The following is a 20,855-nucleotide window of genomic DNA, read 5'->3' as shown; positions in this document are numbered from 1 at the left end:
ATTCCGACAAACACTAGGGGGAAATAGAAATGAAAAGTTTCAAGAATTTAGCACTACTATTTACACTTACCCTTGTACTTGGTGCACTTGCAGCATGCGGAAATGCACCTAACGAAGGCAACAATGCTGAAGGTGGAAACGGCGAAGGAAACCTTTCCGGATCTGTTGCTATTGATGGTTCTTCCACTGTACACCCTATCATGGAAGTAATCACATATAACTACCGCGAAGAAGCACCAAATGTTGAAACTTCTCTAGGCGTTTCTGGGTCAGGTGGCGGATTCAAGAAGTTCACTCGCGGAGACACAGATTTAAGTAACGCTTCTCGCCCTATTAAAGAAGAAGAAAAGAAAATCGCTAAAGAAAACGGCATTGAATACAAAGAACTTAAAGTAGCTTATGACGGTCTTTCTGTAGTTGTAAGTAAGAAGAATGACTTTCTAAAAAACATTACAGTTAAGCAGCTTCAAGAGATTTTCCTTGCTGAAGCAGGTAACAAAAAATGGTCAGATGTTAATCCTGAATGGCCAGACAAGCCAATCAAAATCTATAGCCCTGGACATGACTCTGGTACTTTCGATTACTTCAATGAAGCAATCCTTAAAGAAAAAGAAATGGTATCTAACAAAAACGTAACACTTCACGAAGATGACAACGTACTTGTAAAAGGTATCAAGAACGATCCTTATGCTATTGGTTACTTCGGTTATGCTTACTACCTTGAAAACAAAGATAGCCTTAAAGTGCTAGGTATTGATAATGGTGATGGAAACCCTGTTAAACCTAATGGTGAAACAATCCAAGATGGTTCTTATGATCCTCTTTCTCGTCCATTATACACTTATGTAAGTAAAGAGTCTCTTAAGAATAAACCACAGGTTGTTGACTTCACTACATTCGCACTGAAAAACGCAGGTTCTGCAGCTGAAGACGTTGGTTATGTAGCACTTCCAGAAGAGAAGTACAAGAAGCAAATTGAAGAAGTTAAAGAGATCGCTGGCAAGTAATTGCATTGAAAACTATGGATGAATAAACATTGCAGGTGAGGCTTCTGCTAAAGTCTCACCTTGCCTTGTGATGAAAGGAGTTTGTTATGATGGGTGATTTCAAGGACAAACAAAAAATTGACGTCCAACAAATGATTAATAATAAAAAATCTAAACAAAACAAACTACAAATTATAGAAAAAATCGTACCCGTCTTTTTATTCTTATGCGCAGCATTGTCCATTTTAACAACAGTAGGTATTTTATTTACGTTGTTACGGGAATCCATTACATTCTTTGGGCAAAACGGATTTATGAATTTTATAACAGGTACCACATGGAATCCTTGGACAGGTAAATTTGGAGTGCTACCTCTTATTGCAGGTACCTTACTCATTACGGTTATATCAATTGGTGTTGCTTTACCGATTGGATTAGCTTCAGCCATTTTCTTGAGTGAATATGCAAGTGATAAAGTAAGAAGAACGATTAAGCCAACATTAGAAGTTTTAGCAGGAATCCCTACCGTAGTATACGGTTATTTTGCTGTAACGTTTGTTACGCCGATTTTACAAGTAATATTTCCTGAGATGGATATCTTTAATGCCTTAAGTGCAGGTTTAGTAGTAGGTATAATGATTGTACCTATGATTGCATCATTAGCTGAAGATGCGATGAATTCTGTACCGAACGGGCTTAGAGAAGGGGCTCTTGCTTTGGGTTGTACACGTTTTGAAGTTGCATGGAAAGTCGTTGTTCCAGCTGCATTCTCGGGAATTGTTGCAGCAACAGTACTAGCGATTTCACGTGCAATTGGCGAAACTATGATCGTGACGATCGCGGCAGGTGCAACACCTAACCTTACATTCAATCCTTTAGTTTCGATTGAAACGTTAACTGCATTTATTGTGCAGGGGATTAAAGGGGATACAACATTCGGTTCAAACATTTATTACAGTGTTTACGCAGTAGGAATGACATTGTTTGTATTCACCCTTGGAATGAATCTACTTTCTCAATATATTGCTCGCAAATTTAGGGAGGAATACTAATGCAAGGCATGGATGAAACAAAAGTGCAAAAACGAATAAAAAATCGTTTAGCCTTAAATAAGTTCTTTCGTACGTTATTCTTTATATCCACGCTTGTAGGATTAATTGTTCTTGTCCTGCTAATTGCTCGTGTGTTGACTCAAGGACTTGGATATTTTAATTGGAATTATATTACAAGTTACCCAGCTCCTTTTCCTGAAAAATCGGGAATCTTAGCCGGGTTGGGAGGAACCATAGCTCTAATGCTTGTAGTAGCGCCTGTATCAATTATTACAGGGATTTCAACAGCACTTTATCTAGAGATGTATGCTAAACAAAATAAATTAACTCGTTTTATTCAAGTTAATATTTCAAACTTAGCAGGTGTACCTTCAATCGTTTATGGTTTGTTAGGTTTAACATTCTTTGTTTATATGTTAGAGATGGGTTATTCATTGCTTGCAGGGGGATTAACATTAAGTTTATTAATACTACCTGTAATCATTGTGGCGGCTCAAGAAGCTATTCGTTCTGTTCCCAATGATCTTCTTGAAGCTTCATACGGTATGGGAGCAACAAAATGGCAAACCATTCTACGTGTTATTCTACCAGCAGCAATTCCTGGAATGGTAACCGGATCGATTTTGGCTTTATCACGTGCAATCGGAGAAACAGCACCATTAATTGTTGTTGGTGCAGCTACAACCATTTATAGTACTCCAGACGGCCTTTTCTCGAAATACTCAGCGATGCCGATACAGATATATAACTGGGTAGGGCGTCCTCAAGCAGAATGGCAATTTGTTGCTGCGGCTGGAATTATGGTATTGCTTATCGTCTTATTATTAATGAATGCAACAGCTGTCTTTATTCGAAATAAATTTCAGAAGAGATTATAAAAGAATTCTACTTGGGTGAAGGAGGATTTTAGCATGGCTAATGCTACAAAACAAAATGAAACCGTGTTTAACGTAAAAGATTTAAATCTTTGGTATGGTGACGATCAGGCGCTATATGATATCAACATGGATATCGTTCAAAATCAAGTAACTGCAATCATCGGCCCTTCAGGTTGTGGAAAATCCACATATTTAAAGACGTTGAATCGTATGGTAGAAACAGTGCCAATTGTAAGAATTTCAGGTTCTATTAAATATAAAAACGAAGAAATTTTTGATGAAAAATATAAAAAAGAAGATCTTCGCACAAAAGTAGGTATGGTATTCCAAAAGCCGAATCCATTCCCTAAGTCTATTTACGAAAACGTAGCTTATGGACCTCGCATTCATGGTATTAAGGATAAGAAAACCTTAGACCAAATTGTTGAGAAGAGTTTACGCGATGCAGCCATTTGGGATGAGGTGAAAGATCGCTTAAACGAAAATGCTTATGGGCTATCAGGTGGTCAGCAACAACGTCTTTGTATTGCACGTTGTCTAGCTATTGAACCAGATGTCATCTTAATGGACGAACCGACATCTGCTCTTGACCCGATTTCAACCCTGAAAGTAGAAGAGCTAGTTCAAGAGCTGAAAAAGAAATACAGCATCATCATTGTAACGCATAACATGCAACAAGCAGCTCGTATCTCTGACAAAACAGCTTTCTTCTTAAATGGAGAAATGGTAGAATTTACTGAAACAGATACACTATTCTCTACTCCTTCTGATAAACGAACAGAAGATTATATCACAGGCCGATTTGGTTAATAGCTCTCGCTAAAAGGAAAGGGGATTAAAAATGGAAATGCGTGGTCAGTTTCATGAAGATTTAGATAAGCTGAAATTTAGTATTAAACGATTAGCTGTAGAGGCAGTTCAAGCATTTGATGAATCCATTGAGGCATTGTATGCTCATGACGTTGATGCTGCTCAAAAAATCAGGGAACGTGATGTGAAGTTGGACAAAGAAGAGCTTGATATTAATGAGCAAGCCATCCTTCTTATCGCAAAACAACAACCTGTTGCGACAGATTTAAGACGTTTAATTGTTGCAATCAAAATTTCTTCAGACTTAGAGCGTATGGCAGATCATGCGACGAACATTGCTAAGAGTACGATCCATCTAGGAAAAGACCATGACCTTACTATTCATCCTGCTTTACGCCAAATGGCAGATAAAGCAAAAGCAATGGTTGATACTGCGATTGATGCGTTTGAATATGAGGATGTGTCATTAGCTCGTAAGCTTGCTGAAATGGATGATGAAATTGATAAGATGTACGGTGAAGTCATCCGTGAAATGCTTGAACAAACAGCAAATGATCCTCAAAAAATTCAGCACATCATGCAGATGGCATTTGGTGCTCGTTATATTGAACGCTTTGCAGACCATATTACAAATATCGGTGAGAACATTTTCTACCTTGTAAAAGGTGAATCGTTCGACTTAAATAAGTAAAACACATTAATAAAGCACGAGAGTAGGCATTGTTAATAACAATGTCTACTCTTTTCTTTTTTTAAAGGTGGTTTTATTCAATTAAAGCCCCCTTATTTGGAAGACTTGGAATCGAGATAAGTTGAGAGCAGTCCGTTGCTTTTATGAGAGGTAGGGGTTCAGTGAAACGGCAATACTCCTGCGGAAGACCAGCTGAGCCTCCTCGTTCACTACGTTCTCTGTGGGGTCTCATCTGCCCTTTCTACCGCGGGAGTTTGCCGTTTCCCTCACCCCTTTGCTTTTATGGAGATTAACGGACCCTAGTTACTTGAGATCTAAACGTTACGGACATCGGTTCCGTTATATTGAACTTTTAAGGCATTTCGAGAGTCGTTACGGACATATGGTACCTTATTTATGACAAATTGGGCTTTTTCAATGTGATTTGATGCAAATAACGGAATAAATGTCCGTAAGAAAGTCATTTTAAGGTCAAATAACGGAACAATTGTCCGCAAGCATTTCCTCACATTATCGCTGCGGTTCCGTTAATCACCATTCGGCTAAGGTGGGCTTGGGAACGGGTTGACTCCTCCGGAATAACGGGCGAGCGAGACCCCGCAAGAAGCGTAGCGTATGAGGAGGCTCGATCGTTCGTCCGGGGAAAGCAACCCGTTCCCAAGCCCACCGCACTCCACAATAGCAACGGAACCGCCTCTCTCACTAAAACAGTTATTCCAGATTACTGCCAGATAACTGAATAAAAAATCAGCACTCCGTTTAATTCGGAGTGCTGATTAGCAATTTATTGACCAGTAATCTTTTTCGCAATTTCTTCGTAAGACATATCTTTCGTAATACTATAGGTTCCTATTTGAATAGCTCGACTATACTCATGATCCTTCAGGAACACTTCAAATTTTGCTTTATCATCAAGAATACCAGCTTTCTTAAGTTCATCACTAATAGAAGAGGATAGCATACCTGGCTCAATAGTTAATGAATAGGATTGTGGTGATGTATCATCTTGATTTTGTTTCTGAGTATCCTTTTGTTCTTGTTCGTCTTCTTTTGACTCTGTGTCTTGAGACTGAGATGGCTGCTTCTCTTCTTTTAAATCTTCAAACGAAGATTGACTCAAAACATGATAGTTCTTACTTTCTAAGTGTGTTATAGCTTCTTGGTCTGTGAATGCTTTTGACTCAGTTTGATCATTGGTTTGATAATAAGTGAATGTTAATAAAGTAGTTGCTGTAGCTAATCCTAATGCAAAAGCACGTATGGTGTGTTTCATCTTCGTGCCCCTTTTTGTTCATTTTCGGATGAGAATTGCCTTAATGTCGTTAATATATCATGTTCATTTAAAGATGTTTCTGAAGCAATATCACTTGTCGTGTAGCCTTGGTTATACATATGTAAGACTTTATGTACAAGAGGAGGTTGGTTCGTTTCTTCTTGTTTAAAAGTATGCTGAGGCTCTGGTTGAGCTTTGTTAGAGTTGGAGAACATTTCTGAAGAGAAATCATCAACCAATAGTTCTTCTTCTAAAACACGCATCTTCTTTTTTAACTGATAAGAATCCTGCATAGTTGTCAGTTGTACTTGCTCAACCTGCTCTTCTAAATCTTTAAAGCGGTCCTTTAAGGCAAACGAAACAAGATATAAAACAAAGGAAATAGTAAATAATGTCAGAATTACATAAAGCAAACGGTTCACCTCATTTCTAGTCTTCCTTATTTATATCATAGAACCAGACCCTAGAAAACAAACTTTACGAATTTTTAACGCAAAAAGAGAGCGTACAGCCTTGAAAGAAAGGGAAAGATTTGATACTATTATTAAGGTCTGATAAAGTGAAAAACTTATGACAACAGAAGAAAGACGTGTTTGGAGGGATAAAGATGCGTGTAAATATTACACTTGCTTGCACTGAAACTGGTGATCGTACCTATATTACAACTAAAAACAAGCGTAAAAACCCAGAACGTTTGGAACTTATGAAATACAGCCCACGCTTGAAAAAGCACACATTGCACCGTGAGACTAAATAAACAGTAGGATATCTATCCTGCTGTTTTTTTTATAGGTATAGAAGAGAGGACGTAAAACTCTTCTGATTAATGTGCTATATTTTTCATGTAGGAGGTGATCTTCATGAGTGAAAAAAGAGAATTAAGAACAAAAGGTAAAGATATTCTCTCCAATTTAATAGGAACAGAACGAGAAAGTAAAATAACAAACATACATAAAGCGCTTCTCAATACAACTAGCTATCAAAATGCAAAGGTTATTGGTTGTACGATTTCTCAAGAGCATGAGATTGATACAAAACGTATTATTGAACAAGCTTGGAAAGATGGGAAGACTGTTGCAGTTCCGAAGTGTAATGCTAAGCAAAAGGAACTTACGTTTCGTATCCTCACTTCATTTCATGAATTAGAAACAGTGTATTTCGGGCTTAAAGAGCCGAAAGAGGAAGAAACAGAGGTCGTAACTAAAGAATGTATTGATCTCATGCTCGTGCCTGGATTAATCTTTGACCAAAGAGGTTATCGAATTGGGTATGGTGGTGGTTTCTATGATCGTTATTTAGAGCACTTTAATCAAACGACCATTGCGCTTGCCACTGAAGAACAGCTGATACATCAAGTGCCAAATGATCCATTTGATATACCCGTCCAACACTTAATTACTGAATTAGGTGTGCGTTACTAATCATTTGAGCGAAAAGGAGATTGTGAAAAATGGATGATCGTTATTCCAGACAACGATTATTTGCCCCAATCGGTAATCAAGGACAAAATGATTTATCAGAAAGCTCTGTACTAATTGTTGGGGCTGGTGCCTTGGGAACAATGCTTGCCAATCAAATGGTGAGAGCTGGAGTGGGGCTTGTAAGGATTGTTGATAGAGACTATATTGAAATGAGCAATTTGCAAAGACAAATCCTTTATACAGAAGAAGATGTGGAAAAAGCATTACCTAAAGCAGTTGCTGCACAAAATCATTTGGAGAAAATAAACTCAAATGTTCAGATAGAAGGAATCGTGTCTGATGTTCATCGAGACAATGTAACATCTTTAATGAATGGAATGGATATTGTACTGGATGGGACAGATAACTTTACAACTCGTTTTTTATTAAATGATGCATGTTTTCAAAACGGCATTCCGTTTGTTTATGGTGGAGCAGTGCGTTCTAGAGGAATGATGGCTTTATTTATTCCAGAAGAAACTCCGTGCTTACGATGTGTGGTTAGTCCAGGAGCTGGTAAAGGAGAAACGTGTGATACAGCAGGAATTATTTCCCCGGTGATAAATATGGTTACATCTTATCAAGCAACAGAGACACTAAAGTATCTTACGGGTAACAAAGAAGCTTTACACGGTATGTTAAAGACTTTTGATATATGGACCAATCAGCATTACGATGTAAAACTTACAAATCCAAAACAAGGGTGTCCTACTTGTCAGGAAAACTTGTATCCTTTTTTACAGGCTCAACAGAACGAAGAATTTGTAGTGATGTGTGGAAGAGACTCCATCCAAGTCCACACGAATGAAAAAATGGATTTGCCTAAATGGGAAGAAAAGCTTTCCGTTATAGCTAATACGAAGCTAACTCCATTCCTGTTAAAGGCAAAAGTGGATCATCACCATACATTTGTGCTTTTTCCGGATGGACGAGTGCTTATTCAGGGAACTGAAGATACCACGAAAGCTAAATCACTTTTTCATCGTTACATTGGCCTATAAGTTAGGGAAATAGAAGGTAGGAATAAAAAATGCAATGCTCTCCCATAATAAAGGTAATAGGTATATGTAGGAGGAATTGCAATGAGAATGCTCAGTTGGATTGTGATGCTTGGGGTAGCTTTTTACATGATAAGTCGATACAAGTACCGTATCCTTAATGTATTATTAGCCGTGGGTGTCATAAGGAAAGTTGTCGTTTCAATAACAATGAGACTTCCTTATTTAAGAGAAAAAATTCTGCCTGAGATATTAGGGCGTACAGCAATATAAATGTACTTATCACGTTCAGTCACTGAGGCTGAACGTTTTTGTTTGTCCTAAACAAGCATTTTTGAATCGAAAAATTATCTCAAATGATATCATGAAATAAGGGGGGGAGAGTCATGTACATCGAGGAAGCGTATTACTTTTGGAGAATGGCATCAGATCTAATGTTAAACCAGGATTTTGATATTCTTCATTTAAGTGAAGAACGAAATGAAATATGGCTTGAAAAAAACGTGAAAAGTAAAGCTTATGTCGTTCGTATCACCCAACAAACCTTTGATTGGTCCAATCAATTAAAACGAGATCAAGATACATTAATTGAAAATTTAAAACGATTTAAAAGACAATTAGTAGGAAGAGAGGTTGAGGTACATAACGTTTACATATCAGAATTTCCTCCAGTGGACGATTGGAGTGATCGAAAACAACCTCTTCATCTTAATGATCGGAAAAAAACTACGATTTACCACCATTACATAACAGAGCAACGTACTGAACATATAAATGATATATACAAACAATTGGGTCTCACTGAACCGTCTTTTGTTGTTCCTTCTGAGTTAGAAATGGAACAAACGATTTATGAGTTAAAAAGATCAATGAAGCGACGTCACAAAAGGAATCAACAAAAGATGCAACAAATCTTTTCATTTGGAAAACCCAGACTCACTTATTTGTTAATCTTCATAAATCTTGCTGTGTTTGCCTTATTGGAATATCAGGGAGGGAGTACAAACACCCTTACGTTAATTCAATACGGAGCGAAGTATAACCCTGCTATTATGGACGGTGAGTGGTGGAGAATCTTATCCTCCATGTTTCTTCATATAGGCTTCTTTCATATTGCATTAAATATGCTAGCTCTTTATTACTTAGGAAGTCCTGTTGAGAGGATGTATGGAAGTGTTCGTTTTGCTTTTATATACTTTATCTCTGGAATAATTGGAGGAATAACAAGCTTTGCCTTAACTCCTTCTGTAGCAGCTGGAGCATCAGGTGCAATTTATGGTTTGTTTGGTGCACTTTTATTCTTTGGAGTGGTACACAAAAAGTTATTTTTCCAAACGATGGGACCAAACTTATTGTGGGTTATTGCCTTAAACATTGCCTTTTCTTTCTCTATTCCTCAGGTAGATATAGGAGCTCACTTGGGGGGCTTAGTGGGTGGTTTTTTAGCTTCTAGTATCGTTCATTTCCCTAAAAAGCAAAGCCTACCTATGCAAACAGGGGCTGCCATATTCGTGTTAGTTGTGGGTGTCGGGATGTCATGGTACGGTATTACGAATGAAGATAATCACTATGACCCCCGTCTCCAAGCACAGGTCGCTCAAGAATATGCTAAAAAGGGGCAATATGATAAAGTCATTCAACTTGTGGATCAGACATTTCGCCACATAGAAGGTTCTGCAGATCTCTATTTCTTCAGAGCAATTGGCTATTATAACCAAGGTGAGGTTGAAAAGGGGATAGATGATTTACACGAAGCTATATCCATAAAACCTTCATTCGGTTTAGCTCATTACAATTTAAGTATATTTTATCAGCAAAAACAAAACTCAGAGAAAGCGCTTGAACATGCTCGTAAAGCTGTTCAAAACAATCCGGAAGATGAGCGGTTTCAAGAGCTTCTTCAGTCGCTGGAAAAGTCAGGATAGTATTGGATTAAACGTTGCTTTCTCTGATTCATATCTTCAAATAATACGAGTAAGTGTTTCCCATCACGGTCTACAAGAACAAGGGGAACATAACTATTGATATCCTCTTTAGAATCATCAGTAAACTGAAGCACATAATTTTTATATAATCCTTCCCAAAGCTGTCCAATTACTTGTTGGGTTTGTTCGGCCGTTAGCTTTGGGAAGGGTTTTGTTTCATAGTCGGGTAGTTCTGTAAGAGGAATAATTTCATATTGTTCTTTTGGTATTTGATAATGTTCGATTAGTTGATTCCATTGATAATTAAGCTGTTGTTCTGTAGCATGATCTAGCTTTCTTTTCCAGTCTTCCTGCGATTGGTTTTGTGGTGAAGTAAAAGATTCTAAAGGTGTTAAAGGTGAGTCGATCACATATAATTCTGCACGAGACATGTCTTGTATACTTTTAATCTTGTCATCAGGATAATGAATTTCTCCGTGATGAAACGTAACAGCTTGATAATGACTACTGTCTTCCCCATGAATCTTTTGTTCCTGAAAAAGGTTTTGACCATTTTCTTTCCACTTGCTTAAGACTCCTTTTAAATGTCCATCCATATATAGTAAAGAAACATCTTGGCGTAAATATACAGGTTCCTCTAGGGTTGATACTGTTTTCCACATAAAATCATACTCATCTTCATCACTCTCAGAGAGTAGCGTAAGGTCCGTAAAAGTCTCATCAAACCGTTTTACCTCATCTAATGGAAAAAACTTAACCACAGAAACTTCCTTATTCGGTTTTAAAACTAACACACCTATAAAAGCAATAATATGGCAAAGAATAATAATCAATACGGCTCTTCTCATCACTTCGTCCCCTTTTCTTGGACATCCTCTGTAATTCAAATGTATGATAGAATATGGAAGGATATGAAATGAAAGGGGAGAGAAAATGAAACAAGCGAAACCCATTACAGAAATATTAGAACAATTAGTCTCTATTCCAAGCCCTTCAGGGTACACGGATGAATGCATTCATTTTTGTGAAAACTTCCTTAAATCTTCTGGAGTTACGACAAAAATAACGCAAAAAGGTGCTCTAATTGCAACTATAGAAGGAGAAGACACCAATCAGCATCGCTTACTAACAGCACATGTAGACACACTTGGTGCGATGGTTAAAGAAATTAAATCTGATGGAACATTAAAGCTTTCAATGATTGGTGGCTTTAGATGGAATAGTGTAGAAGGTGAATACTGTAATATACATACAGCAAGTGGTGAAACGTATTCTGGAACGATTCTAATGCACCAGACGTCTGTTCACGTGTATAAAAATGGTGGCGAAGCCAAACGTAATGATGACAATATTGAGGTTCGTATTGATGCAGAAGTTCACAACCCTGAAGATGTGAGAGGTCTTGGCATTGAAGTTGGAGACTTTATTTCATTTGACCCGCGCTTTCAAACGACAGACTCTGGTTTTGTAAAATCTCGCTTCCTAGATGATAAAGCAAGCGTAGCGATTTTATTACAACTCATCGTTCAGCTGAAACAAGAAAATATTCGATTGCCTTATACAACCCACTTTTACATTTCCAATAACGAAGAAATTGGTTACGGCGGGAATGCGAGTATTCCGGAAGAAACAGTGGAATATTTAGCTGTTGATATGGGAGCTATTGGAGATGGCCAGACCACCACAGAATATGTTGTATCGATCTGTGCCAAAGATTCATCTGGTCCTTACCATTATTTACTTCGTCAGCATCTAGTAAAACTGGCTCAAAAAGAGAGTGTGGATTATGAAATTGATATTTATCCATACTATGGATCTGATGCTTCTGCAGCGATTCGCTCTGGAGCTGATGTGAAACATGCTTTAATTGGTCCGGGTATTGATGCGTCTCATGCGTTCGAGCGTACACATCAACGTTCAATAGAACATACGTACAATTTATTACATGCTTATGTTCAGTCGAAATTAGTATAATTGATTTATATGCCCTACCTAATGAAGGTGGGGCATTTTACATTTCAAACGCTTAAAAATGTATTCTTTCAAAGGTTTGTGCAAACAATGAAATTAGACCTTTGAAAGTTAGGTGAGACCGTGGAAAAGCAACCAATGTTTCATAATTACGATCAAAACGTCGAGTACATGAAAGAACGACTGGGTGTAGATAAAAGCTTTGATATCATATACCTAGACCTTGAATATGCTGGGCGTAAAATGTCTCTTTTTGCAATAGACGGATTTGTAAAAGATGACATTCTTCATTACTTAATGAAAGGCCTATCTAGGTTAGATCCCGATCAACTTGAACCAGAGCCATTAGAGAAACTCTTAAGAACCTATATCCCTTATGTTGAGCTAGAAACTAAAGATGATCTCAATGAAGCGGTGGATTGGGTATTAGCAGGACCGACAGCATTAGTAGTAGAAGGTATTAATGATAAAATCATTATGATTGATGCCCGAACCTATCCTGTTCGGGGCCCCCAAGAACCAGATGTAGAACGAGTGGTCCGTGGTTCAAGAGATGGTTTTGTCGAAACGATTGTATTTAATACAGCCTTAACAAGAAGAAGAATTCGCGATCGATCATTACGTATGGAATATATGCAAATAGGGAGAAGATCTAAAACAGATATCTGTATCAGTTATTTGGAGGACATTGCTGATATGGACAGGGTAAAAAGACTGAGAGAACAACTGGAATTAATCGACACCGATGCTCTCCCAATGGCAGAAAAAACAGTTGATGAATTTTTGAGTGGAGAGCACTGGAGTCCATACCCAACCATACGTTATACAGAGCGCCCGGACACAGCGGCAGCCCATCTTTATGAAGGACATATTTTGATAATGATTGATGGTTCACCAAGTGTAATGATTACCCCATCTACTTTTTGGCATCATTTACAGCATGCTGAAGAGTATCGACAAAAGCCATCAGTGGGTGCTTATTTAAGGTTCGTTAGATTTTTTGCAGTTTTTGCTTCAATTTTTGTTTTACCACTGTACTACTTATTTTCAATCGATCCATCTTTGCTACCTCAAGGTCTCCAGTTTATTGGCCCAACGGAAGTAGGGGTGATACCGCTCATCGCGCAATTTTTAATCGCCGAAGTCGGGATAGATACACTGAGGCTGGCCGCTATTCATACTCCTTCAGCTTTAGCTACTGCTTTAGGGCTTGTAGCCGCTATTCTAATCGGGCAAGTCGCAGTAGCAGTTGGGTTATTCTCCAATGAGGTAATCCTCTATCTAGCAGCAGCCGTTATAGGCACCTATTGTACGCCGAGCTATGAGCTTAGCTTAGCCAATAGAATGTCAAGGTTAGGGTTACTCATATTAACTGCGTTATTTGGGGTGAAAGGCTTAGCTATAGGAACAACGGTATGGATTCTCTATTTAGTTCGTTTGAATACCTTTAACACGGCATATTTATGGCCGTTTCTTCCATTTAACTACCGTGCATTCCGTGATGTATTTTTACGTACCCCAATGCCGCTTAAGAACCGAAGACCAGCATTCTTACATCCACAAGACCCTGATAAATAATATCAGGGTTTTTGTGTGAGAACGTATAGAAGGATTCCGTTATTTCATTTCCCCTGAGACGTTGCTATAATATTATGTGGTGATATATATGAAAACTGTTTATGATGTTCAACAATTATTAAAAACATTTGGTACATTTATCTATCTTGGTGATCGAATTGCTGATTTAGAACTAATGGAAGATGAACTTAAGGAACTGTACAAATCTCAATGTATAACGAAAGAAGATTTTCAAATGGGGATATTAATATTACGTCAGGAAGCCTCTAAACAAAAGAAACAAAAAGACGAAGGATGATGGAGTTATGGAGAACCGTAATTTTATAGGAGTCGATATCGGAGGAACAACCGTTAAGTTGGCATTTATTACATATAATGGAGACATTTTTTCTAAGTGGGAAATCCCAACGAATAAAGAGGGAAATGGATCAAGTATCGTTCAGGATATTGCAGCTTCTATTAAATCTAAGCAAGAGGATTTAAACCTGTCACATGAGCAATTTATAGGTATAGGTGTTGGAGCTCCTGGGTTTGTAGATGTAGAAGAAGGCTTTATCTATACCGCTGTCAATATTGGATGGGAAAATTATCATTTAACAACTGCCTTAAAAAAAGAGACCGGTTATGATGCATGGCTAGAAAATGATGCGAACTTAGCTGCACTAGGTGAAAATTGGAAAGGTGCAGGAGGTCAGGCGGATCATTTAATTGCTGTTACACTTGGAACAGGTGTTGGTGGTGGCATTATCGGTAATGGTCAGCTGTTACACGGGGCAAATGGAACTGTAGCTGAAATAGGTCATATGACCGCTAAAACAGAAAATGGTAGACCATGTAATTGTGGTAAAAAAGGTTGCTTAGAAACTGTGGCATCAGCTACGGCAATTGTCCGTTCTGCTTATGATGCAATTGAAGCGGGAGAAAAGACAACGCTTCAAGAAATACTAAGGCAAAATGAAGCCATATCCGCTCGAGATGTCTTCCAAGAAGCTGCTAAAGGAGATCAGACTGCACAGAGCATTCTCGATGAAGTCATTCATTACCTGGGTATAGCTATCGCGAATTTAGCGATTGTAATTAACCCTACACGAATTGTCATTGGTGGCGGTGTTTCTCAAGCAGGAGATCAGCTTCTAAACCCACTTCGTAAGGTGTTTGATCATAATGCGTTAAAGAGAACTAGTCAGGCAGCTGAATTTGTGATCGCTTCTCTAGGAAATGACGCAGGAGTACTAGGAGCAGCTTATTTAGCAAAACAAAAGAGTGGTAAGTAACAACAAGAACTAAAACCTCTATTTTAATTTTAAAATAGAGGTTTATTTATTTGGCCTTCTTGGGAATGGTAGGTTGATACGGTTATTAATGGAACAGTCGTGAACCTTAAAAAATCGAGTGATCCTCATTGGTTCCTACTTTTGTAGGGTTTATTTTTACATAATCGTTTAATAAAATGAATAGGGTGTTAAGTGGGTGTAAAAAATTAGTAATAAATATGTGAAACTTTTATGTTAGAATAACCGTCAAATAGTGTGTTGGTTGTTTAGAACACTATGAAAAGTGGAAATAAGTATTACTAGTATAAGACGTAGCTTAAAACATCTTGTTCAAGTTCATAACAAGAGGAGGAAAAGAAAATATGCAACAAAGACGAAATCTACCATTTTATGCAATTGCCGCTCTTCTCTTTGGGGTAAAAACCTATTTTGTATATCGTTTAATATTTAATCTATCAATTGAAAATCAATTACAAGAATTAATATTATTAATAAACCCTTTTGCCACAGCATTTTTATTCTTTACATTTGCTGCTTGGTTTAAACCGGAGCGACAAATCAAATTCACAAGACGAATTTCATTAATTGGAACGTTAATCTTGTACTTTAACGTTATTTACTTCCGAGGCTTTACGGATTTCTTGACGATACCAGTATTATTTCAATCGAGCAACGCAAGCGATCTAGGTTCCAGTATATTAAGTTTAATTTACGCACCAGACCTACTGATTTTTGCTGATGTCATCTTGGTCTATTATTTGAGCCGTAAAGTTAAGCCATCCATGCAGGTTACAGCACGTAAAGCTAAACTAAGCGCAACTGCTTTAGCTTTAGCTCTATTAGTAGGTAACGTTGTATTAGCAGAAATGGAACGCCCAATGTTATTCATGCGTACATTTGACCGTGAATATTTAGTTAAAAACATTGGAATCTTTAACTATCACATTTATGATGCTGCGCTTCACTCAAAAACTAAAGCGCAACGTGTTTTTGCAGATGGAAGTGAAATGAGTGATATTGAGCAATATACTAATAAAGAAATTAAGAGCGACCAATCTTCAAAATTAGAAGGTATAGCTAAAGGCAAGAACGTAATTTATATCTCTGCTGAGTCTATACAAAGTTTTGTGATTGATAAGAAAGTAAACGGAAAAGAAATTACACCGTTCTTAAACGACTTAATTGATGATAGTTATTACTTTGAAAACTTCTATCATCAAACAGAGCAAGGAAAAACATCTGACTCAGAATTCATTATTGAGAATTCAATGTATCCATTATCAAGAGGTGCTGTGTTCTTTACACATTCTCAAAATGAGTATAACGCCGTACCTGAGATTGTTGGTAAGTATGGATATACGTCAGCCGTATTCCACGCGAATAATGGCAGTTTCTGGAACCGAAACGTAATGTATGACTCATTAGGGTATGATAATTTCTTTGATGAGCAGTACTATGATGTGAACAAAGAAAACAGCATAGGTTGGGGCTTAAATGATAAAGCATTCTTCAAACAATCCATGAAATATTTAAATAACCTGAAGGAACCATACTATGCGAAGTTTATTACGCTAACGAACCACTTCCCGTTTGAATTGCCTGAGGAAGATCAAAACATTGATAAATTAGATACAAATTCTAAAACATTAAACCAATACGTGACGACGGTTCGTTATATGGATGAATCGATTAAGCAGTTCTTCCAACAACTGAAGGATTCCGGTCAATATAAAGACTCGATTATTGTGATTTATGGTGACCACTATGGAATCAGTCAATATCATGATGCTGCAACATCTAAGTTTATTGGTAAAGAAATTCGCCCATTTGAGCACACTCAATTACAGCGTGTACCATTTATTGTCCACATTCCAGGACATGAAGATGATCGTGTAATTTCTAAGCCAACGGGTCAAATCGATGTAAAACCTACGATCTTGAATATGTTAGGTATTGATAATGAGAAGGATATTCAATTCGGTACAGACATGTTTACAAACGATAAAGATCCATTTGTAGTTCTGCGTGATGGAAGCTTTATCTCTGAAAATTATCTGTACGCTAAAAACGTATGTTATGATCGTGAAACGGGTGAAGAAGTGGAATCACAAAAATGTGAACCACTCAAGAAGAAAGCTCAAAAAGAATTAGATTACTCTGATAGCATTATTTACGGAGATCTATTCCGTTTCTATGATTTCAAGAATAAACAAATGGATTTAAGTAACGCTGAAAAATAGAGAAATGAAAAGCTACAAAAAAGCAAGAACCTCTCAGAGGCTCTTGCTTTTTTTATGTTCTAGAAAATGAAGGGTTTTATTTTTTTCGTTCACTTCCTTACATATCATGTAGTAAAGGGGGATAATAAAAAATGGGTGCTATAACACTAACGAAGCTTTATGATTCAGAACAATTAAAGCATGATATTTATAAACTTAGTGAACATTATGATTTTATCAAGGTTCATACAATTGGCTATTCTGTTTTAGGTGAGCCATTACTGGAACTTAAAATAGGAGAAGGGGATAAGCGAGTACATTGGAATGGAGCTTTTCATGCTAATGAATGGATTACGACTCCTCTACTTTTAAAGGTTGTCGAAGAGTATGCAGAGGGAATCATTCATGGTAGACAGTTAGAAAAAGAACTCTTCTCATCAACTCGTTTATCAGTAGTGCCAATGGTCAACCCTGACGGCGTAAATTTATTTATGCATGGTTCTGAAATAGCAAAAGCGTATAAGGACTTAGTTAATAAAGCCAATCATAATCACGTCAATTTCACCTCTTGGAAAGCGAATATTCGAGGTGTTGATCTGAACAATCAATTCCCTGCCCATTGGGAGGTTGAGAAACAACGTAAGCCTCAAGATCCAAACTTTAGGGATTACCCTGGGGAGAAGCCATTATCTGAACCAGAATCTAAGGCTATTTATGATCTTACTCAGAAAAGTAGTTTTCACAGAGTCTTAGCTTTCCACTCTCAGGGAGAAGTCATTTATTGGGGCTATCAAAATAAAGAGCCATCTCAAGCAAAATCAATAGTTGGGGCTTTTCAGGCTGTAAGTGGTTATGAGCCTGTCCATACAATTGACAGCTACGCTGGGTATAAAGATTGGTTTATTCAAGACTATAAGCGAGAGGGATACACAGTAGAGGTGGGAAAGGGAATTAATCCTTTACCTTGGTCAACCTTTAATGATCATTTGAAGAAGGTAAAACCCATATGTTTTAAAAGTATGGAGATGTAACACTTTCTTTGATTTTCCATACTCGACGTGTCATAATCTTTATAATGATTTGAGGGTATTTTTACAGGCTTACATTATTACGTAAAAAAGGATGAACTATTATGAATGAAGGAGAACCTATTATAAGGCTGAAAGACGTTCGGTATGGACCTTTACAAGATATTAATCTAAATGTGTACCCAGGTGAACGTGTTATCGTTTTTGGACCTTCAGGATCCGGGAAAAGTACACTTCTTCATCTTTTTAATCGTATCTTGGATCCAGAAGAGGGTTCTATTTCGTTTTACGAACAGCCTTATGAATCTTATAAGATCCCCAAACTTCGAAGAAAAATAGGTCTTGTTTTGCAAGCTCCTCATTTATTTCCAGGAACCGTTTTAGAAAATTTGAAATTTGGACCTTCTATGGTGAATGAATGGAAAGACAAACAAGGTGAAGAATTATTGGAATATGTTCAACTCCCTACTGATTATTTACATAGATCTGTAGATCAACTTTCAGGTGGGGAAAAGCAACGTGTTTCATTAGCGAGAACCTTAGCGAATAAGCCCGATATATTGTTACTGGATGAACCTACAAGTGCATTGGACGAGCAGACAACAGAAGATATTGAAGAGGTATTATCGATGCTTATTGAGAAGCATAATATAACGATGGTTATGGTTACCCACCAATTAAGTCAGGCAAAGCGGTTAGGGGATCGAGGGGTATTTCTCGAAGATGGACGAATTATAGAACACGGCCAGCTGCCAGATATGCTAGAAAAACCAAAAACAGAAGAACTGCAATCATTTCTTGTTTAGTTTATCGAGGAGGTTGAGAGTGTGTCGCCAGAAATATCGAATCAGTCATTACTCTTTTTAATTGTATTTGTTCTAGTTCCACTCTCCTTGTCATATTATTATCAGTTAGGACAGAATAAGGATATTATTTGGTCTTCCATTAGGGGAACGATTCAGTTGTTCCTCATTGGTTATGCACTGAATTACTTATTTGATTTACCACCTTATATCGGTATCCCATTTATGATTTCAGTCATGATTATCGTTGCAAGCTTCCATGCTAAGAAAAAGGGGGAAGGTCTACCAAACGTTTTATGGACGATTCTGTTTGGGCTTGTCATTATTGAAGTGAGCGTTCTTTCTTTATGGCTTGTAGCAGATATGATTGAATTCACACCTTCTGAAGTTATTCCGATGAGTGGTATGGTCATTGGTAACTCAATGGTAGCGATGGGGTTAGCATTAGAAAGAATGAAAAGTGAATTCAAAGAAAATGAAGGACGTTTACTAGCAGCATTGTCGCTAGGGGCTGAACCTAAGCAAGCTTCTCATATTATAGTGCAAAGAACTTTAATGGCCTCGCTAATCCCAAATGCTGATAAATTAAAGACGGTGGGTCTTGTCCAACTACCGGGGATGATGACAGGGTTGATTTTGGGAGGAGTCAGCCCGGTTATGGCTATCAAATATCAACTTGTTATATCACTCTCTATCTTTTCAGCGGTATCCTTGAGTGCGATCTATATCACATTGGGGATGTATCGTTACTTCTTCAATAAGAAAATGCAGCTAAAGCAGTTTTTTCAACATGAATCTTCTTAGAAACTAAAAAATCCCCTCAATAATTGAGGGGATTTATCTTACGAGTACTACTATACCTTGTTCATCAAGGTTTTAGTGTCCACCACCAGAAGAAGTGAACTGAGAAATAATCGTCATAATGGAAAAGAATCCAAATACAAGCGTTGAGATGCCAGCGAATGCTACGGCAAAGAAGTTATTCGTTTTAAGTTCACGAAATACAGCAAGAGCACAAAGAATGGTAACAAAAAGTAACATGATGGCTAATACCATTTTACCCTAACCTCCCTAATTCAAATACACCGTTTGCACACGGTGAGCATGTTTATTACTATAATTAATATGTATCTTTTCTTTACTCCTCATACATTTTAAACCACTTTCATTTATTTGTCGAGATATTCGTGATAGTTTCTATAAACTTTTTAGGAGGGTCTACACATGGAAGTAGAACAACTGCCACTAGGCACTTTAGGAACCAATTGCTATCTTATTGAACAGAACAAAAAAACGTTAATTATTGATCCAGGAGGGGATGCTGAAAAGTTAATTCGTATGATTGAACGTAGGGAGTTAACTCCAAAAGCCATCTTACTCACACATGCTCACTTTGACCATATCGGTGCTCTTGATGAAGTGCGTGATCATTTTAATGTGCCTGTATATGTACATCAGGAAGAAAAGGATTGGTTAGAGGACCCTGAAAAAAACGGATCTAAATTCTTTTCGATGGTCGTTTCTCCGATTCAAGCAAGACCTGCAGATCATTTTATTGACCCGGGAAATATGACAATTGCAGATTTTACATTTGAAGTGCGTCACACCCCAGGGCACTCTCCAGGTAGTGTATCGTTTGTTTTTAAGGATGGAGGGTTTGTTATTGCTGGAGATACTTTATTTGAAGGTGGAATTGGTCGTACAGACCTACCTGGTGGGAACCATGATTTGCTAATTGAAAGTATTCGAAAAGAGATTTTATCTTTAGATGCTGAAATGGAAGTGTATCCTGGTCATGGGGGAGCTACTACGGTAGAGAAAGAAAAGCTATCGAACCCATTTTTATAATTTAATTTGCACAACAACGAAAAACCCCTTCCGATTCGGAAGGGGTTTGGGGGATGTGCTC

At 37.6% G+C, this 20,855-nt stretch carries 24 protein-coding genes; 19 read left to right on the top strand and 5 right to left on the bottom strand.

The window, feature by feature from the left end:
- The first annotated feature begins 29 nt into the window (after positions 1 to 29).
- The 5 genes from GS400_RS13490 (at position 30) to phoU (ending at position 4,417) form a co-directional block, all read left to right on the top strand.
- Positions 30 to 1,007, top strand: coding sequence for a PstS family phosphate ABC transporter substrate-binding protein (locus GS400_RS13490; protein WP_160102589.1), 978 nt, complete (start codon positions 30 to 32; stop codon positions 1,005 to 1,007).
- An 89-nt stretch (positions 1,008 to 1,096) separates the two neighbouring features.
- Complete coding sequence (pstC, locus tag GS400_RS13485) at positions 1,097 to 2,038, top strand: phosphate ABC transporter permease subunit PstC (RefSeq protein ID WP_370519689.1); 942 nt, start codon at positions 1,097 to 1,099, stop codon at positions 2,036 to 2,038.
- Entirely contained in the window at positions 2,038 to 2,916 is an 879-nt protein-coding gene (gene pstA, locus GS400_RS20065; protein WP_201450107.1) for a phosphate ABC transporter permease PstA, read from the top strand. The genes pstC and pstA overlap by 1 nt, the downstream gene beginning before the upstream one ends.
- Before the next feature lie 33 nt (positions 2,917 to 2,949).
- Entirely contained in the window at positions 2,950 to 3,726 is a 777-nt protein-coding gene (gene pstB / locus GS400_RS20060) for a phosphate ABC transporter ATP-binding protein PstB (RefSeq protein WP_201450106.1), read from the top strand.
- 31 nt (positions 3,727 to 3,757) lie between these two features.
- Positions 3,758 to 4,417, top strand: a complete 660-nt coding sequence (gene phoU, locus GS400_RS13475) for a phosphate signaling complex protein PhoU (RefSeq protein WP_160102585.1) — start codon at positions 3,758 to 3,760, stop codon at positions 4,415 to 4,417.
- 314 nt (positions 4,418 to 4,731) lie between these two features.
- On the opposite strand, the gene GS400_RS13470 is transcribed toward phoU, so the two are convergent.
- From GS400_RS13470 to GS400_RS13460, 3 genes are all read right to left on the bottom strand, one after another.
- Positions 4,732 to 4,881, bottom strand: coding sequence for a hypothetical protein (locus GS400_RS13470; RefSeq protein WP_160102583.1), 150 nt, complete (start codon positions 4,879 to 4,881; stop codon positions 4,732 to 4,734).
- Positions 4,882 to 5,201: 320 nt separating this feature from the next.
- Complete coding sequence (locus GS400_RS13465) at positions 5,202 to 5,690, bottom strand: endolytic transglycosylase MltG (RefSeq protein ID WP_160102581.1); 489 nt, start codon at positions 5,688 to 5,690, stop codon at positions 5,202 to 5,204.
- Positions 5,687 to 6,103 (bottom strand): hypothetical protein, encoded by a 417-nt coding sequence (locus GS400_RS13460; RefSeq protein WP_160102579.1) that lies wholly within the window; start codon positions 6,101 to 6,103, stop codon positions 5,687 to 5,689. Before GS400_RS13460 ends, GS400_RS13465 begins: the two co-directional genes overlap by 4 nt.
- 194 nt (positions 6,104 to 6,297) lie before the next feature.
- Between GS400_RS13460 and rpmG the strand changes: the two genes are divergently transcribed.
- The 5 genes from rpmG to GS400_RS13435 all read left to right on the top strand — a co-directional run bounded on the left by rpmG (position 6,298) and on the right by GS400_RS13435 (position 10,073).
- Complete coding sequence (gene rpmG / locus GS400_RS13455) at positions 6,298 to 6,447, top strand: 50S ribosomal protein L33 (RefSeq protein WP_027448613.1); 150 nt, start codon at positions 6,298 to 6,300, stop codon at positions 6,445 to 6,447.
- A 103-nt stretch (positions 6,448 to 6,550) separates the two neighbouring features.
- Positions 6,551 to 7,111, top strand: a complete 561-nt coding sequence (locus GS400_RS13450) for a 5-formyltetrahydrofolate cyclo-ligase (protein WP_160102577.1) — start codon at positions 6,551 to 6,553, stop codon at positions 7,109 to 7,111.
- A gap of 29 nt (positions 7,112 to 7,140) precedes the next feature.
- A complete protein-coding gene (locus GS400_RS13445) occupies positions 7,141 to 8,151 on the top strand; it encodes a ThiF family adenylyltransferase (RefSeq protein ID WP_160102575.1) in 1,011 nt (336 codons plus the stop codon).
- 81 nt (positions 8,152 to 8,232) lie between these two features.
- Positions 8,233 to 8,421, top strand: coding sequence for a hypothetical protein (locus tag GS400_RS13440; protein WP_160102573.1), 189 nt, complete (start codon positions 8,233 to 8,235; stop codon positions 8,419 to 8,421).
- Between the two features lie 113 nt (positions 8,422 to 8,534).
- Entirely contained in the window at positions 8,535 to 10,073 is a 1,539-nt protein-coding gene (locus GS400_RS13435; protein WP_160102572.1) for a rhomboid family protein, read from the top strand.
- On the opposite strand, the gene GS400_RS13430 is transcribed toward GS400_RS13435, so the two are convergent.
- Positions 10,049 to 10,921, bottom strand: coding sequence for a hypothetical protein (locus GS400_RS13430; protein ID WP_160102570.1), 873 nt, complete (start codon positions 10,919 to 10,921; stop codon positions 10,049 to 10,051). The two genes, GS400_RS13435 and GS400_RS13430, sit on opposite strands and share 25 nt — an antisense overlap.
- A gap of 85 nt (positions 10,922 to 11,006) precedes the next feature.
- Here GS400_RS13430 and GS400_RS13425 point away from each other — a divergent pair, with 85 nt between their 5' ends.
- The 8 genes from GS400_RS13425 to fetB all read left to right on the top strand — a co-directional run bounded on the left by GS400_RS13425 (position 11,007) and on the right by fetB (position 19,750).
- Positions 11,007 to 12,047 (top strand): M42 family metallopeptidase, encoded by a 1,041-nt coding sequence (locus GS400_RS13425; protein ID WP_160102568.1) that lies wholly within the window; start codon positions 11,007 to 11,009, stop codon positions 12,045 to 12,047.
- A 135-nt stretch (positions 12,048 to 12,182) separates the two neighbouring features.
- The gene (locus tag GS400_RS13420) at positions 12,183 to 13,622 is read left to right on the top strand and encodes a spore germination protein (protein ID WP_160104626.1); all 1,440 of its coding nucleotides are present in this window, start codon (positions 12,183 to 12,185) and stop codon (positions 13,620 to 13,622) included.
- A gap of 88 nt (positions 13,623 to 13,710) precedes the next feature.
- The gene (locus tag GS400_RS13415) at positions 13,711 to 13,920 is read left to right on the top strand and encodes a YqgQ family protein (protein ID WP_160102566.1); all 210 of its coding nucleotides are present in this window, start codon (positions 13,711 to 13,713) and stop codon (positions 13,918 to 13,920) included.
- A gap of 7 nt (positions 13,921 to 13,927) precedes the next feature.
- A complete protein-coding gene (locus GS400_RS13410) occupies positions 13,928 to 14,896 on the top strand; it encodes an ROK family glucokinase (protein WP_160102564.1) in 969 nt (322 codons plus the stop codon).
- Positions 14,897 to 15,258: 362 nt separating this feature from the next.
- A complete protein-coding gene (locus GS400_RS13405; protein ID WP_160102562.1) occupies positions 15,259 to 17,136 on the top strand; it encodes an LTA synthase family protein in 1,878 nt (625 codons plus the stop codon).
- 131 nt (positions 17,137 to 17,267) lie between these two features.
- Positions 17,268 to 18,146 (top strand): M14 family metallopeptidase, encoded by an 879-nt coding sequence (locus GS400_RS13400; protein ID WP_160102560.1) that lies wholly within the window; start codon positions 17,268 to 17,270, stop codon positions 18,144 to 18,146.
- A 101-nt stretch (positions 18,147 to 18,247) separates the two neighbouring features.
- A complete protein-coding gene (locus tag GS400_RS13395) occupies positions 18,248 to 18,949 on the top strand; it encodes an ABC transporter ATP-binding protein (protein WP_160102558.1) in 702 nt (233 codons plus the stop codon).
- A gap of 21 nt (positions 18,950 to 18,970) precedes the next feature.
- Complete coding sequence (gene fetB, locus GS400_RS13390) at positions 18,971 to 19,750, top strand: ABC transporter permease (RefSeq protein WP_160102556.1); 780 nt, start codon at positions 18,971 to 18,973, stop codon at positions 19,748 to 19,750.
- Between the two features lie 72 nt (positions 19,751 to 19,822).
- Here fetB and GS400_RS13385 read toward each other — a convergent pair whose 3' ends face one another.
- Entirely contained in the window at positions 19,823 to 20,002 is a 180-nt protein-coding gene (locus tag GS400_RS13385; RefSeq protein WP_027448600.1) for a DUF2759 family protein, read from the bottom strand.
- 168 nt (positions 20,003 to 20,170) lie between these two features.
- On the opposite strand from GS400_RS13385, the gene GS400_RS13380 reads away from it, so the two are divergent.
- Positions 20,171 to 20,794, top strand: a complete 624-nt coding sequence (locus GS400_RS13380) for an MBL fold metallo-hydrolase (protein ID WP_160102554.1) — start codon at positions 20,171 to 20,173, stop codon at positions 20,792 to 20,794.
- Positions 20,795 to 20,855 lie beyond the last annotated feature (61 nt).

Origin of the sequence: Pontibacillus sp. HMF3514, assembly GCF_009858175.1 — a bacterium.
In the GTDB taxonomy this organism is placed as follows: Bacteria; Bacillota; Bacilli; order Bacillales; family BH030062; genus Pontibacillus.
The sequence above is the reverse complement of the archived record's forward strand: the minus strand, read 5'-3'. Positions and strand labels throughout refer to the sequence as shown.